This window comes from Saccharothrix sp. AJ9571 (assembly GCF_021725495.1).
GTDB lineage: Bacteria > Actinomycetota > Actinomycetes > Mycobacteriales > Pseudonocardiaceae > Amycolatopsis > Amycolatopsis magusensis.
Map to the genome: position 1 here is coordinate 785,621 of NZ_CP091382.1, position 15,195 is coordinate 800,815.

The following is a 15,195-nucleotide window of genomic DNA, read 5'->3' on the forward strand; positions in this document are numbered from 1 at the left end:
TCCTCCCCATCCCGGTCCAAAGCCAGAAACACGGCGGGGATTGGTTTGTCAAGGCACGCTTTCCCGCCTTGACAAACCAATCCCCGCCGTAGTCACACTGAAAAACCGGAATGGACACCCCCACCCACAGCCCATCCACAGCCCACCCCGACGACCCGAAAACCCACCAACCGGGGCACCCGACCAGCCACGAAGGCAGCATTCCACCCACCCGAAAACCGAGCCCCCACGCTCAGCAGCAGCCGAATTCACTCGTTGGGGAAGCGGGTGTCGCTCTCCTGGCCGTTGCCCCGCCCCGCCCCCAGGTGCCAGCGTTTTCACCGGAAGCGCCGAAGCCACAGAGAGCGGGTATCACGAATGCAGGCATTCACCCTGCCCGAGTTCTACATGCCCTACCCGGCCAGGATGAACCCCCACCTCGAGCGCACCCGCGCGCACAGCATGCAGTGGGCCCGCGACATGGGCATGCTCGACTCCCTCACCCCCGGCGGCGGCCTGGTTTGGGACGAACCCGCGCTCGCCAAGATGGATTACGCGCTCATGTGCGCCTACACCCACCCCGACTGCGACGGCACCGCCCTCGACCTCATCACCGACTGGTACGTCTGGGTCTTCTTCTTCGACGACCACTTCCTCGAAGAGTTCAAGTACTCCCGCGACCTCACCGGCGCCAAGGCCTACCTGGACCACCTCGAACTGTTCATGACCGACAACCCGCCCGAGCCGACGAATCCCGCCGAGGCCGGGCTCAAGGACCTCTGGGCCCGCACCGTCCCCGCCATGTCCGAGGACTGGCGCCGCCGGTTCGTCACCAGCACGCACAACCTCATGGTCGAGTCCATGTGGGAACTCGACAACATCAACCGCGGCCGGATCGCGAACCCGATCGAGTACGTGCAGATGCGCCGCCGGGTGGGCGGGGCGCCGTGGTCGGCGAACCTGGTCGAGTGCGTGGCCGCCGAGGTGCCGGAAGCGCTCGCCTCCACGCGACCGCTGGAGGTCCTGCGCGACACCTTCTCCGACGCCGTCCACCTGCGCAACGACCTGTTCTCCTACCAGCGCGAAGTCCAGGAAGAAGGCGAGAACTCCAACGCCGTCCTGGTCTTCGAGAAGTTCTTCGGCTGCACCACCCAGGAAGCCGCGGAACTGGTCAACGAACTGCTCACCTCGCGCCTCCAGCAGTTCGAGAACACCGCCCTCACCGAGATCCCCGACCTCCTCGCCGCCAACGGAACCCCGCCGCACGAAGCGCTCGCCGTCGGCGCCTACATCAAGGGCTTGCAGGACTGGCAGTCCGGCGGGCACGAGTGGCACGCGCGCTCCAGCCGTTACATGAACGAGGGCGCCGCCGGTGACCCGCTCGCCGGGCCGACCGGCCTGGGCACCTCGGCCAGCAAGCTCGTCTTCGAACCCGGCGCGCGCACCTGGGTCCGCCAGCACTCGAACCAGCCGCACCAGCCGGTCGGCCCGCTGCCGCTGCCCGAGATCCACATGCCCTTCCCCATCCACACCAGCCCGAACCTGCCCGCCTCCCGCGAGCACACCGTCGCGTGGGCCAGGGAGATGGGCATGCTCGACGCGAACCCGATCCGGGTGTGGGACGAGCGGCGGCTGCGCGGCATCGACCTCCCGCACTGCGCCGCGATGATCCACCCCGACGCCAAGCCAGCCCAGCTCGACCTGTCCTCGGACTGGCTCGCCTGGGGCACCTACGGCGACGACTACTTCCCGCTGCTCTTCGGTACCCGCCGCGACCCGGTCGCCGCGCGCGCCTGCAACGCGCGGCTCTCGCTGTTCATGCCCGAGCCGGGCCAGCCGACCCCGGCGCCGGAGAACCCGGTCGAGCGCGGCCTGGCCGACCTCTGGCAGCGCACCGCGGGCCCGATGTCGGACGGGCACCGGCGGCAGTTCCGCCAGGCCGTCGAGGACATGACCGCGAGCTGGGTGTGGGAGGTGGACAACCAGGCGCAGAACCGCATCCCCGACCCGATCGACTACGTGGAGATGCGGCGCAAGACCTTCGGTTCGGACATGACGATGAGCCTGGCGAAGCTGTCCCATTCCGTCGAGGTGCCGCCCGAGGTCCACCAGCACCGCACCATGCACGAGCTGGAGACCGCCGCCCAGGACTACGCCTGTTTCGCCAACGACCTGTACTCGTACCAGAAGGAGGTCGAGTTCGAGGGCGAGGTGCACAACCTCGTGCTCGTGGTGGAGAACTTCCTCGGCGTGGACAGGTTCAAGGCCGCCGAAGTGGTCGCGGACCTGATGAAGGCACGCATGGACGAGTTCCAGCACATCGTCGCGGACGAGCTGGAGGTGATGTACCACGAGCTGGACCTGTCCGAGGAGGTGCGGCGTGTGCTGAGCGCGCACGCCGAGCACCTCAAGGACTGGATGTCCGGCATCCTCGAGTGGCACCGCAAGTGCGTGCGCTACACCGAGCCGGAACTCCGGCAGATCCAGCAGGACATGGTGCCGAAGGCCGACTTCACCTTCCGGCCCACCGGTATCGGGACCTCCGCCGCGCGGATCCAGGACGTGCTGGCGGTCAGGTGAGGACGCCCGGGCCGCGCCAGGTGATCAGGGGCGCTTGGCGCGGCTCGGGGCCACACGGGGAGGTTCGCCGGGCTGCTTGGGGTAGACCGGCGGCCACGGCGCGTCCATCAGGCCGCCGGCCAGGTCCCGCCGCGACCACGCCAGCAGCGTTTCCAGTGACTGCGGCCGGTCGTTCATGCCCGCCCACGGGTCACCGCGCTCGGCGACCAGCGCGGGCACGGTCGCGAGGGTCAGCCCGTCGGGTTCGACGGTGCCGAGTTCGTCCCAGCGGATCGGCGTGGACACCTGCGCGCCGGCACGCGGTCGCACGCACCACGCCCCGAACACCGTCTTGTGCGGCGCGTTCTGGTTGAAGTCGACGAACACGCGAGAGCCGCGTTCCTCCTTCCACCACTGCGCTGTGATCAGCTCGGGGTGCCGCCGCTCCAGCTCGCGCGCCAGGGCCACGGCTCCGGCCCGCACCTGGTAGCCGTCCCACCGCGGTTCCAGCCGGACGTAGACGTGCAGCCCGCGCGAGCCCGAGGTCTTCAGGTGCGCCTCGATGCCCAGTTCGCCGAGCAGGTCCCTGGTCAGCCCGGCCGCCTCCCGCAGTTGCGCGAATCCGACCCCGGGCGACGGGTCCAGGTCGATGCGCAGTTCGTCGGTCACCTCCGGGGTGTCCGCGTGGTACGGCCACACGTGGAACCCGAGGCAGCCGAGGTTGACCGCCCACAGGATGTGCGCGAGGTCGGCGGCGACCAGCGCGTCGCTCGTGGTCCCGTTCGGCGTGGACACCACGGTGGTCCTCAGCCACGGCGGCACCGATTTGGGCACGCGCTTCTGGAACCAGGATTTGCCGCCCGCGCCCGCCGGATACCGTTCCAGCAGCAACGGCCGCCCCTGGATGGTGTTCAGCAACGGCCCGGCGACGGCCTCGTAGTACCGCGCCAGATCGAGCTTGGTTTCGGCGCGCTCGGCGAAGAACACCTTGTCCGGCGAGGTGATCGCCACGTCGACCCCGTCCGTGGTGAACACCACCGCCTCGCTCATCCGGCGGTCCCGGACGCGGCTTTCCCGAACAACGCCGTCAGTTCCGCCGGCGCGACCTCTTCGAGCTGCGCGTAGGTGCAGGACGACGGTTCGCGGTCCGGCCGGAAGCGGACCAGCCTGCCGCCGTGCCGGAACCGCCCGGCCATCACGTGCTCGTAGCGCACCTCGGCCACCCATTCGGGCCGCAACGGCTCCCACGAAAGGTCCTTCTTGCCGGTCCACCGGCTCACGCCGCCCGGCATCCGGCCACCCAGGTGCGCCTGCGCCTCGGCCCATTCCGCCCACGGGTGCGCGGCCAGGGCGTTCTCCCGCAACGGCGCCAGTTCGTCGACCAGCTCCCGGCGCCGGGCGGCGGTGAAGCTGCTGGCCACGCCGACGTGGTGCAGCCTGCCGTCGTCGTCGAAGAGCCCGAGCAGCAGCGAACCGACGCTCTCGCCGTCCTTGTGCCAGCGGAACCCGGCCACCACGCAGTCGGCCGTGCGCTCGTGCTTGACCTTGAACATCACCCGCTTGTCCTGCTCGTACGGGAGGTCGCCCGGTTTGGCCATCACCCCGTCGAAGCCGGCACCCTCGAACCGGGTGAACCAGTCCTCGGCCACCGCGGGATCGTCGGTGACCGGCGTGAGCACGATCTGCGACAGCGCGCCGGAGAGCAGGCTCGCCAGCAGGCGGCGGCGTTCGGCGAACGGCTCCTCGGTCAGGTCGCGATCGCCGAGCGCGAGCAGGTCGAAGGCGACGAAGCTGGCCGGCGTCTCCACGGCCAGCTTCTCCACGCGGGAAGCGGCGGGGTGCAGGCGGTTCTGCAGGGTGTCGAAGTCCAGGCCGGAGCCGGTGACCACGACGATCTCACCGTCCACCACGCACCGCGGCGGCAACGCGGCCCGCAGGAGATCGACCAGTTCGGGGAAGTACCGGGTGAGCGGCCGGTCGTTGCGCGAGCCCAGCTCGACCTCGTCACCGTCGCGGAAGACGATGCAGCGGAAGCCGTCCCACTTCGGCTCGTACAGCACGCCGGTGCCGCGCGGCACCTCACGGACGGACTTGGCCAGCATCGGCTTGACCGGCGGCATCACGGGGAGCTCCACGCTCGGATCGTAGGCCGTGATCAGCGGTTATGCGATCACGAAACGTCAGCCAACCGGGCAAGCGCTCCCACCAGGGGCGCCAGCTCGGGCAGTTCCCCGGCCTCGGCCAGCGCCCGCGAGAGCGTCCGGTCGTGGGTCGGGCGGGCCTCGGCGAGCAGCGCCTGACCGGACGCGGTCACCTCGGTGTAGATGCCGCGGCGGTCGGTCGGGCACAGGTAGCGCTGCAGCAGGCCGCGGTCCTCCAGCCTGCTCACCAGCCGGGTGGTCGCCGACTGGCTCAGCACCACGGCGTTGGCCAGCTGGGTCATCCGCAGGTGGAAGCCGTCCTGCCGGGCCAGCACGTCGAGCACGGTGTACTCGCTGACCGACAGCTCGTGCTCGCGCTGCAACGCGCGTTCGAGCTGGTCTTCGATGCGGGCGTGCAGGGCGGCCAGGGTCCGCCACCCCTGGGCGCGTGCCTCCACGGCGTCGTCCGGCAGTGACACGGTTCACCACTCCTCGCCCGGCATCGCCGATCGTTGCCTGCTAGCGTATCCATCGTTGGCAATTACCCGCGCCTGCAACTATTGCTCACGCTGGTATCCGCTCCGCCCAAGGATACCTGCCGGAGTGAAGGAGCGGATTTCCTGCCCGTCGCCCTGTCCGCTCGGCTGGCGCTCCACGTTCTGGGTGGTCAGCGCACTCGGCGGGATCGGGTTGATCGGCATGGATCGGGGCCCTGCTAGCCGCCTCCGGGCTGCTGGTGGCGCTGTTCTCCGGGATGCTGGACCGGCAGCGGTCCCCCGGGTGCGTCACCGTCCATTGAGGAGAGAACAGAGAGAGGAAAGGTTTTCATGACCGGCATTCCCACCGTCACCCTGAACAACGGCGTAGTCATGCCGCAGCTGGGGTACGGGGTGTTCCAGGTGCCCGACGCGGAGACCACCGCCGCGGTGACCTCCGCCCTCGAAGCCGGGTACCGCAGCATCGACACCGCGACCGTGTACGGCAACGAGCGCGGCGTCGGGCAGGCACTGGCCGACTCCGGCCTGGCGCGCGAGGACCTGTTCATCACCACCAAGGTGTGGAACTCCGATCAGGGCTACGACAAGACGCTGCGGGCCTTCGACAACAGCGTCGGACTGCTCGGGCTCGACTACCTCGACCTGTACCTGATCCACTGGCCGACGCCGGAACGCGGCCTGTACGCCGAGTCCTGGCGGGCGCTGGAGAAGCTGCACACCGACGGCCGGATCCGCGCGATCGGCGTGTCGAACTTCCAGCCGTCGCACCTGGACGAGCTGGCGCGCACCAGCTCGGTGGTGCCCGCGGTGAACCAGATCGAGGTGCACCCGTACCTCCAGCAGACCGAGGTCCGCGAGTACGACGAGAAGCACGGCATCGTGACCGAGGCGTGGAGCCCGCTGGCCAAGGGCGGCGACCTGCTCGCCGACCCGGTGGTGCGCGAGCTGGCCGAGAAGCACGGCCGTACCCCGGCGCAGGTCGTCCTGCGCTGGCACGTGCAGCTGGGCAACGTGGTCATCCCCAAGTCGGTGACCCCGTCGCGCATCCGTGAGAACACGGCGCTGTTCGACTTCGAGCTGGCCGACGAAGATGTGGCCGCGCTGGCGTCGCTCGACCGCGGTGAGCGCACCGGCCCGGACCCCGACACCTTCAACGTGGCCTGAGGGGCGTCGGGGATGCACTTGGATCTGAGCGGCAAGACCGCGCTGGTCACCGGGTCCAGCCAGGGCATCGGCCTGGCGATCGCGACCGGCCTGGCCCGCGCGGGCGCGCGGGTGGCGGTGAACGGGCGCAAGCAGTCCACTGTGGACGAGGCGGTGGCGCGGGTGCGCGCCGCGGGCGGCGAAGCGGTGGCGGCCGTCGCCGACGTGGCGTCCGAGCAGGGCGCCGCGGACCTCGCCGCCCAGCTGCCCGAGGTCGACGTCCTGGTCAACAACCTCGGCATCTTCGGCGCCGAGGCCCCGCTGGAGATCAGCGACGACGAATGGCGCCGGTACTTCGAGGTCAACGTGCTCACCGCGGTCCGGCTCACCCGGACCTACCTGCCCGGCATGACCGGCCGCGGCTGGGGCCGCATCCTGAACATCGCGAGCGACTCCGCACTGGTCATCCCGGCCGAGATGATCCACTACGGCGTCTCGAAGACCGCGCTGCTCGGGGTCTCGCGCGGGTTCGCGAAGGAGGCGGCGGGCACGGGCGTCACCGTCAACTCGGTGATCGCCGGGCCGACGCACACCGGTGGCGTGGAGGACTTCGTGTACCAGCTGGTGGACCGCTCGCTGCCGTGGGCGGAGGCGCAGCGGGAGTTCATGCGGCTGCACCGGCCGCAGTCGCTGCTGCAGCGGCTGATCGAACCGGAGGAGATCGCGAACATGGTGGTCTACCTGAGCTCGCCGCAGGCGTCGGCGACCACCGGCGCCGCCGTCCGCGTCGACGGCGGCTACGTCGACTCCATCGTCCCCTGACCCCCCGCCGAACGCTATGAGTGGGGCATTACTTGCGTTCATTGCAAGTAATGCCCCACTCATAGCATCTGGCTAGCCCGGCGGTGTCACGCGATCCGCCGGCCCAGGCCGCCGTCGACGGGGAGTTTGACGGCGGTGGTGAAGGTGGCGTCGAAGGCGAGGAACAGGGCGGCGGCCGCCACCTCGTCCGTGGTGCCGTGGCGCTTCATCGGCGTGGCGAGGTCGCCCAGTTCCGAGAACGCCGCCCGTTCCTCCGCGGTCGCGTCGGTCAGCCCCATGGTCGGGGTGTCCACGAAACCCGGCGCCACGGCGTTCACCCGGATCCCCCGCGGCAGCAGTTCCGCGGCCAGCACCTGCGCGAACGACCACAGCGCCGCCTTCGAGCCCGAGTAGGCGGCCATGCCGGCCGCACCACCCTCGTCGGCCACCGAGGTGGTGAACACGATCGAGCCGCCGTCACGCATCAAGGGCAGCAGCCGCTGCACGGTGAAGAACGCGCCCTTGGTGTTGACGTCGAAGATCCGGTCGTAGGTCGCTTCGGACACGTCCGCGAACGGCTGGTTGATCGCCACCCCGGCGTTGACGAACACCGCGTCCACCGAGCCGAGCCGGTCGGCGACGATGCCGCCCAGCGCGTCGATGTCGGCCATGCTCGCCGCGTCCGACCGCAGGACGAACGCCCGCGGACCCAGCTCGTCGCGTGCCGCCTCGACCTTGCGCTCGTTCCGGCCGGTGATCAGCACCTGGCCTTCCCGCGCCAGGACCCCTTGGGCGATCGCCAGGCCGATCCCGTGCGTCCCGCCGGTGACCACCACCCGCGGGCTCATGCGCGCTCCTGCAGGAGCCGCACCACACCGACCCCGTCCTCGTCGCCGTGGCCCTGCGCCACCCGCTCCTGGAACAACCGCAGCACCGGCTCCATCAGGTCGGGCCGCACGCCCTGCTCCTTGCTGGCCTCGATCAGGTTCGGGAAAGCCTTCGTCTGCATGGCGAGGTTCGACACGACGTCCTTGGTGAACTCGTCGCGGTCGATCCGGTCCGCCGCCTCGGTGACGAACCCGGACATCGCCTGCAGCCACGGCACCAGCAACGCGGAGAAGTCGGTCGCCGAAATCCCCTCCGAGCCGATGAGCGCGTAGGCGTGCATGACACCCGCGTGCAGCCCGTACATGCCGCTCAAGAGAGCCAAGTCGTACAGGGACGCCAGCCCGGTGTCCTCGCCGACGAACTGCACCCCGCCGAACGCCTCGAACAGGTCGCGGTTGGCCTTGAAGGCACTCTCCGAACCGGAGTACAGCACGAACGACTGCTCGGTGCCGATGCCCGGCGGGATCGCCATGATGCCGCCGTCGACGTACTCCGCACCCAACGCCGTGACGCGTTCCCCCAGTTCACGGGCCTGTCGCGGGGTGCCGTTGGTCAGGTTGACCAGGGTCCGCCCGCGCAGGCGGTCACCCGCCGCTTCCAGCAGTTCGTCGACCGCCGCGTTGTCGATCACGCACAGGATCACCACCTGGCTCGCCTCGAACGCTTCCGCCAGTCCGGCCGCCTCCCGCGCCCCCGCCGCGGTCAGCGCCCCGGCCCGGCCCGGCGTGCGGTTCCACACCGTGGTCGAGAACCCGTTCCGCAGCAACGCCGCGACCAGCGCCTGCCCCATGTCGCCCAGCCCGGCGACCGTGGCGCGGGTGGTGAAGTTCTCCGTCATCGTTCCTTCTCTCGTTCGGTCTCCCCTGACGAGGTCCACCGTGCGGGCGGCGGCTTTCGGTCCGGTTCGGATCCACTCACGGGAAGCTGTCGGTCCCTCCGGCTACGCTGGCTTTCGTGCGTTTCGGGGTGCTTGGTCCGCTTGAGGTGTGGACGGCGGATCAGCGGCCGGTGAAGGTCCCGGAGGCGAAGGTCCGCGCCCTGCTCGCGGACCTGCTGGCACACCGCGGTCGCCCGGTTTCGGCCGACCGGCTGGTCGACGACCTCTGGGGCACCGAGCCGCCGGCCAATCCGATCGGCGCGCTGCAGACCAAGGTGTCTCAACTGCGGCGAGCGCTGGAGCAGGGTGAGCCGGGTGGCCGGGAACTGGTGGTCTCCGGCCCGTCCGGGTACACGCTGCGCGCGCCCGAGGTCGACGCCGGGCGCTTCGAAAGCCTGCTGGACCAGGCGCGGCAAGCCGGTGATCCCCGCACGAGGGCGTCCCGGATCGGCGAAGCGCTCGCGCTCTGGCGAGGCGCCGCCTTCGCGGACTTCCCCGATGCGGACTTCCTCGCCCCGGTGGTCCAGCGGCTCGACGAACTGCGGCTGGTGGCGCTCGAAGAGCAGGCCGAAGCCCGGCTGGAGCTGGGTGAGCACAGCGAACTGGTGGGCGAGCTGACCGATCTGGTCGCGCGGCACCCGTTGCGCGAACGTTTGCGCCGCGCCCACCTGCTCGCCCTGTACCGCGCCGGACGGCAGAGCGAAGCGCTCGCCGGGTACGCGGAGCTGCGCGAGCGGCTCGCCGATGAACTCGGGCTTGATCCGAGTCCCGAGCTGGCCGAGCTGTACCAGTCGATGCTGCGGCAGGATCCCGCGCTCACGCCGTCGGCCCGGCGCACCACGAACCTGCCAGCCCCGCTGACCGAGCTGATCGGCCGCGACGGCGAGGCCACCGGGGTCGGCCGCCTGCTCGGCGCGAACCGGCTGGTCACGCTCGCCGGTCCGGGCGGGGTCGGCAAGACGCGGCTGGCCATCGAGGCCGCGTCCCGGCTCACCGGCGATTTCCCCGACGGCGTGTGGCTGGTCGAGCTGGCCGGGCACTGGACGCACGGCGCCCCGGAGGCGGCGTGCTCGGTCGCCGAGGTCACCGCGAGCACGCTCAACCTGCGTGAGAACGCGGTGGCGGGCGCCCTGCCGACGCCGTCGGACCAGCTGGCCGAAGCCCTGCGCGATCAGCACCTGCTGCTGGTGCTGGACAACTGCGAGCACCTGGTCGAGCCGGTCGCCGAGCTGGTGCAGTCGCTCCTGCTGGCCTCCCCCGGCCTGCGCGTGCTGACCACCAGCCAGGAGCCGCTCGGGCTGGCGGGCGAGGTCGTCTACGGCGTTCGCCCGCTGGAACTGCCCAGCGCGGTGGAGCTGTTCAGCACGCGCGCGGCCGCGGCCGCCCCGGGTTTCGCGCTGTCCGACGAAAACACCGACGCGGTCGCGGAGATCTGCCGCAGGCTCGACGGCATCCCGCTGGCGCTCGAACTGGCCGCGAGCCGCATCCGGGTGCTCGGGGCGGGCGAGCTGCTGTCCCGCTTGGACGACCGGTTCCGCGTGCTGACCAGCGGGCATCGCGGCGCGCCCGCCCGGCAGCAGACGTTGCGCGCGATGATCGGCTGGAGCTGGGAGCTGCTGACCGAGGCCGAGCGAATCGTGCTGCGGCGGCTGGCCCTGCACGTCGAAGGCTGCGACCTCGAAGCCGCCGAGGTGGTGTGCGCGGGTGAGGGCGTGAAACCGGCCGAGGTGCTGGACCTGCTGGCGCGGCTGGTGGACCGGTCGCTGGTCGCGGTGACCGAAACGCACGGCCGCACGCGGTACCGGCTGCTGGAATCCGTCGCGGCGTACTGCGTCGAGCGGCTGCACGAGGTCGGTGAGTTCGCTTGCGTCCGGCGGCGGCACAACCGGTACTACCTCGAATTGGCCGAACGCGGTGAGCCGCAGTTGTGCGGTTCCGAGCAGCGGGCCTGGCTGGACCGGCTGGATGCCGAGAGCGCCAACTTCCGCGCCGCGCTCGAAGGCGCCGAGCTGGATGGGGACGCCGAGCTGGCGATCCGCCTGGTCAACGCGCTGGGCTGGTACTGGTTCCTGCGCGGCAGGCTGCGCGAGGGGCACCGGTCGGTCAACGCCGCGCTGGCCATCGACGGGCACGCCCCGGACGCCGCGTGGGCTGCGGCGATGGCCTGGCAAGCCGGGTTGATGGGCCTCATCGGCGAGGGCCCCGGCCTGCACGAGCGGGCTGAGAAGGTGCTCGCGCTCTACGACGACATCGACGATCCGCTCGGCCGGGCGCGGGCGGAGTGGTTCCTGAGCTTCGCGCTGATCGGCGCGGGCGACCTCTCACTCGGGATCGCGCGGGTGGACCGCGCGCTCGCCGGGTTCCGCGCGCTCGGCGATCGCTGGGGTGAGGCGGCCGCACTCGGCTTGCAGGCCATGCAGGCGCGCCCGCGTGGTGGCCTGGTTCAGGCGAGGCGCGACAGCGAACGCGCCATCGAGTTGTTCCGCGAAGTCGGCGACCGGTGGGGCGAGGTCAAGTCGACCGACACGCTCAGCTCGCTGGCCGAGATCACCGGCGACTACGAGCGCGCGGAGAGCCTGCACCGCAACGCCCTGCGGCTCGCCGAGGAGCTCGGGTTGTGGAACGAGGTGTCGTACACGCTGTCCGGCATCGGGCGGATCGCGTTGCTGAAGGGCGAGTTCGCCAAGGCCGACGAGTACCACGAGCGCGCGCGGAAGCTGGCCGCGCAGCACTCGCACAAGCGCGGGGAGCAGTTCGCCGAGATCGGGCTCGGGCTCTCCGCGCGGCGGCAGGGCCGGTACGCACAGGCCGAGGTCCACCTGGAGCGGTGGCTCGACTGGTGCCGCCAGGTCGACGGCGACCTCGGCACCGCGTTGCTGCTGGCCGAGCTGGGGTTCGCGGCCGAGCAGCGCGGGGACACCGCGCTCGCGCTGGCCCGCCAGCGGGAGGGCTTCGCCGCCGCGTCCGCCACCGGCGATCCGCGCTCGATCGCACTGGCGATGGAGGGGCTCGCGGGCGCCACCGCCGCCGTCGGCGACCACCGGCTGGCCGCGCGCCTGCTCGGTGCCGCGGTCGCGACCAGGGATTCCGTCGGCACCCCGCTGCCCGAGGCCGAACGCGGCGACGTCGACCGCGTCACCGCCACCGTGGTAGCCGCGCTCGGCGAGGCCGGGTTCGCCGAGGAGTTCGACCGCGGCCGCGCTGAACCCTCCTTTGTGGACATTCAAGGGTGACAGTGGTGGTGCCCGCCACCGAGGGGATGTCAGGATGGCTGAATGCTGACGTCCGGGATGCGAACAGCGGAACAGGACATCACCATCGCCGTCGCGTGGCACGGTGGTGCGGTGGAACTGGCGGTGACCGGCGAGCTGGACACCACCACCGCGCCGCTGCTCGAAGAGGCGATCGCCTACGCGGTCAAGGAGGATCCGACAGCGCTGGTGGTCAACCTCGACGCCGTGCAGTTCCTGGCGAGCGCGGGGATCTCGGTGCTGATCGAGGCGAACTGCCGGCTGCCGGAGCTCCTGCGCGTGGTCACGGTCAGTGAGATCGTGCTGCGGCCGCTCACCATCACCGGCCTGGACCGCGTCCTCCCGCTCTACCCGACCACCCGCGCCGCCCTCGCCCCCTGAACCACCGCTTCAGCCTCGGCCAAATGCTATGAGTGGGGCATTACTTGCGTTGAACGCTAGTAATGCCCCACTCATAGCGTTCGCCTTTCCGACTTGGCTGGCCTGAACGTGGGGCTCGGCTGTCTGGACGTGGGGTTCGGCTGCGGGAATGCGGGACTCGGTTGCGGGAGCGTGGGGTTCGGTTGTCTGAGTGTGGGGTTCGGCTGTCTGGACGTGGGGTTCGGCTGCGGGAATGCGGGACTCGGTTGCGGGAGCGTGGGGTTCGGTTGTCTGAGTGTGGGGTTCGGCTGACCGAACGTGGGGCTCGGCTGCGCCAACGTGGAACTCGGTCGCGGGAGCGTGGGGTTCGGCTGCCTGAACGTGAGGCTCGGCTGCGGGAACGTGGGACTTGGTTGCGGGGGTGTGGGGGTCGCGGAGGGGTTAGAGGGTGGAGTGGGTGGCGGCGGCGGAGCGCAGGGCGATGACGGCGGCTCGGATGGCCGGGCGCCGGGCCGCGCTGGTTCGCCACAGGGCGTGCACCTGGCGCGCGGGTGCCGGGTCGATGGGCACCACGCGCACCCCGTCCGGCACGTGGTCCCGCCCGAGTCGCGGCAGCAGGGCGACGCCCAGACCGGCGGCGACCAGCGCGAGCTGCGTCGAATGCTCCGAGGCGGTGTGCACGATCCGCGGCTCGCCGAGCGTGCGCGAGAGCCAGTCGTGGCAGAGCTGCCCGCTGGTCCAGGTGATCCACTCCTCGTCGGCCAGTTCCGCCCGCGGCTCGTGGTCCACGGGCACCGCCAGGTCGAGCGGATCGTGGAGCAGGGTCTCCCGCGACAACCCCTCCGGTAGCTCCAGCGGCGACTCGGGCCAGTCCTGCACCACGGCCACGTCGACCTCACCCCGGCACAATCCGCTGATGGCTTCCGGCGGCTCCCGTTCGTCCAACCGGACCCGCAACCCCGTGTGGTCCGCCCGCAGCGCTCGCAACGCGCCGGGCAGCAGACCCCGCGCGGCTGTCGCGAAGGCCGCCATCGACAACGCCCCGGCGACCGCGCCCCGGTGCCGGGCGAGGTCGGCCTCCACCCGTTCGACCTGTGCCAGCAACCGGTCCGCGTGCGCGGCGAGCAGCGCGGCCGCGTCGGTGAGCCGGATGCCGCGGCCGTTGCGCTCCAGGAGCGGCTGCCCCACCTCGCGTTCCAGCCGCGCCAGCTGCTGCGAAACCGCCGAAGTGGTGACGTGCAGTTGTGCCGCCGCGCCGCTCACCGAACCGGTCGTCGAGACCGCACGCAGCACGCGCAGGCGTTCCAGGTTCAACACTTAAGTGATACTACGCGGTATGTCCAAGAATGACTCGCTTGTCTAAACAACAGGGCGGCCCCAGAGTGAGCGCATGACCATGACGAACCACGCCACGCTCACCCTCGGCGGCGAACTGACGGTGAACCGGCTCGGCTTCGGTGCCATGCGACTGGGCGGGGCGACCACCGCGGAGCGCGCGGAATCGATCAGGATCGCCCGCCGCGCCGTCGAACTCGGCGTCGACTTCCTCGATACCGCCGACTCCTACGACCTCGGCCTGAACGAAGAACTGCTGGCCGAAGCGCTGCACCCCTATCCTCGTGGACTGGTGATAGCCACCAAGGGCGGGCAATGCCATCCCGGCGACGACTGGATTCCGCTCGGCCGCCCGGAATACCTCCGCCAGCAAGCGGAACTGAGCCTGCGCCGGTTGCGAATTCCGCAAATTGAACTTTACCAGTTGCACCGGATCGACCCGCTCGTTCCGCTGGCCGACCAGATCGGTGCGCTCACCCGGCTGCGGGAAGAGGGCAAAATCCGGCACATCGGCCTGTCCGAGGTGAGCGTGGCCCAACTCCGCGAGGCCGAATCGATCACGCCGATCGCGAGCGTGCAGAACCTGTACAACCTCGAACAACGAAGGTCTGAACCAGTGCTCGAGTACTGCGAACGCCGTGGTATCGCGTTCATCCCGTGGTTGCCGATCAAGCCGAGCACGCGCTCGGACGGCGTGGTGGCCGCGGTCGCGGCAGAAGTCGGGGCCACCCCGGCGCAGGTGGCGCTGGCCTGGTTGTTGCGGCGTTCACCGGTCGTGTTACCCATTCCGGGGACTTCGTCACGCCGCCATCTGGAGGAAAATCTGGCCGCACTCACCCTTTCACTGTCCGATCAGGACTACACCAGGCTCGATTCCGCGACCCGGAAACACGACTGAGCACGCCGAATACCGCAGTTGTACACCGATCGTCTATCGTGCCAAGAGGTGGCGGACCAGGGGGTGCGCCGAAATCGTCTTGGGAGCGGGAGACGTGGCACAAAAAGTTTCCGTGGTGATGTCCGACGACATCGACGGGTCGCCGGCCGACGAAACCGTTCATTTCGGCCTGGACGGGGTCGATTACGTGATCGACCTCTCCGCCGCGAACGCCGACGAACTGCGGGACGCGCTGTTCCGGTTCGTCGAGGTCGCCCGCCGGGTCAGCGGGCGCAAGAAGCGCGGGTCACCGCCCATGCCGAACGCCGGACCGGCGGTGGGGACCTCGGCAAGGCGGGCGCGGGCCCAGGCGATCCGGGCCTGGGCGCGCGAGCACGGATTCGAGGTCTCCGAACGCGGCCGGGTTTCGATCGAGGTCGAATCGGCGTTCGTCAAAGCCACCGAAGACGGGCAGCACTAGTCCGGT

At 70.4% G+C, this 15,195-nt stretch carries 13 protein-coding genes; 7 read left to right on the top strand and 6 right to left on the bottom strand.

All coding sequences use genetic code 11. From position 1 onward, the window contains the following. The first annotated feature begins 357 nt into the window (after positions 1 to 357). Positions 358 to 2,559 carry an isoprenoid biosynthesis enzyme family protein gene (locus L3Q67_RS03095; protein ID WP_499188089.1) on the top strand — a complete coding sequence of 734 codons (2,202 nt, stop codon included), beginning with the start codon at positions 358 to 360 and terminating at the stop codon, positions 2,557 to 2,559. 24 nt (positions 2,560 to 2,583) lie between these two features. On the opposite strand, the gene ligD is transcribed toward L3Q67_RS03095, so the two are convergent. Genes ligD through L3Q67_RS03110 form a run of 3 tightly spaced genes read right to left on the bottom strand, consistent with a single transcriptional unit; the run spans position 2,584 to position 5,158 of the window. Next, on the bottom strand, positions 2,584 to 3,588 hold the full coding sequence (gene ligD / locus L3Q67_RS03100) for a DNA polymerase domain-containing protein (protein WP_499188090.1): 1,005 nt from the start codon (positions 3,586 to 3,588) through the stop codon (positions 2,584 to 2,586). Next, positions 3,585 to 4,673, bottom strand: coding sequence for an ATP-dependent DNA ligase (locus L3Q67_RS03105; RefSeq protein ID WP_499188091.1), 1,089 nt, complete (start codon positions 4,671 to 4,673; stop codon positions 3,585 to 3,587). The genes ligD and L3Q67_RS03105 overlap by 4 nt, the downstream gene beginning before the upstream one ends. 35 nt (positions 4,674 to 4,708) lie before the next feature. Further along, positions 4,709 to 5,158, bottom strand: a complete 450-nt coding sequence (locus L3Q67_RS03110) for a MarR family winged helix-turn-helix transcriptional regulator (RefSeq protein WP_499188092.1) — start codon at positions 5,156 to 5,158, stop codon at positions 4,709 to 4,711. A gap of 348 nt (positions 5,159 to 5,506) precedes the next feature. Here L3Q67_RS03110 and L3Q67_RS03115 point away from each other — a divergent pair, with 348 nt between their 5' ends. Beyond that, entirely contained in the window at positions 5,507 to 6,340 is an 834-nt protein-coding gene (locus L3Q67_RS03115) for an aldo/keto reductase (protein ID WP_499188093.1), read from the top strand. A 12-nt stretch (positions 6,341 to 6,352) separates the two neighbouring features. Then, positions 6,353 to 7,141, top strand: a complete 789-nt coding sequence (locus L3Q67_RS03120; protein ID WP_499188094.1) for an SDR family NAD(P)-dependent oxidoreductase — start codon at positions 6,353 to 6,355, stop codon at positions 7,139 to 7,141. Positions 7,142 to 7,227: 86 nt separating this feature from the next. Here L3Q67_RS03120 and L3Q67_RS03125 read toward each other — a convergent pair whose 3' ends face one another. Beyond that, a complete protein-coding gene (locus L3Q67_RS03125; RefSeq protein ID WP_499188095.1) occupies positions 7,228 to 7,968 on the bottom strand; it encodes an SDR family oxidoreductase in 741 nt (246 codons plus the stop codon). After that, on the bottom strand, positions 7,965 to 8,846 hold the full coding sequence (locus tag L3Q67_RS03130; protein WP_499188096.1) for an NAD(P)-dependent oxidoreductase: 882 nt from the start codon (positions 8,844 to 8,846) through the stop codon (positions 7,965 to 7,967). Before L3Q67_RS03130 ends, L3Q67_RS03125 begins: the two co-directional genes overlap by 4 nt. Positions 8,847 to 8,962: 116 nt before the next feature. Between L3Q67_RS03130 and L3Q67_RS03135 the strand changes: the two genes are divergently transcribed. After that, entirely contained in the window at positions 8,963 to 12,118 is a 3,156-nt protein-coding gene (locus L3Q67_RS03135) for an AfsR/SARP family transcriptional regulator (RefSeq protein ID WP_499188097.1), read from the top strand. 42 nt (positions 12,119 to 12,160) lie between these two features. Further along, complete coding sequence (locus L3Q67_RS03140) at positions 12,161 to 12,517, top strand: STAS domain-containing protein (protein ID WP_499188098.1); 357 nt, start codon at positions 12,161 to 12,163, stop codon at positions 12,515 to 12,517. A 420-nt stretch (positions 12,518 to 12,937) separates the two neighbouring features. Here the strand turns inward: L3Q67_RS03140 and L3Q67_RS03145 are convergent, their stop codons facing one another. Next, positions 12,938 to 13,813, bottom strand: a complete 876-nt coding sequence (locus tag L3Q67_RS03145; RefSeq protein ID WP_499188099.1) for a LysR family transcriptional regulator — start codon at positions 13,811 to 13,813, stop codon at positions 12,938 to 12,940. A gap of 73 nt (positions 13,814 to 13,886) precedes the next feature. On the opposite strand from L3Q67_RS03145, the gene L3Q67_RS03150 reads away from it, so the two are divergent. Both L3Q67_RS03150 and L3Q67_RS03155 read left to right on the top strand, forming a co-directional pair. After that, the gene (locus tag L3Q67_RS03150) at positions 13,887 to 14,729 is read left to right on the top strand and encodes an aldo/keto reductase (protein WP_499188100.1); all 843 of its coding nucleotides are present in this window, start codon (positions 13,887 to 13,889) and stop codon (positions 14,727 to 14,729) included. 94 nt (positions 14,730 to 14,823) lie between these two features. Next, on the top strand, positions 14,824 to 15,189 hold the full coding sequence (locus L3Q67_RS03155; protein WP_499188101.1) for a histone-like nucleoid-structuring protein Lsr2: 366 nt from the start codon (positions 14,824 to 14,826) through the stop codon (positions 15,187 to 15,189). The last annotated feature ends 6 nt before the right edge of the window (positions 15,190 to 15,195 follow it).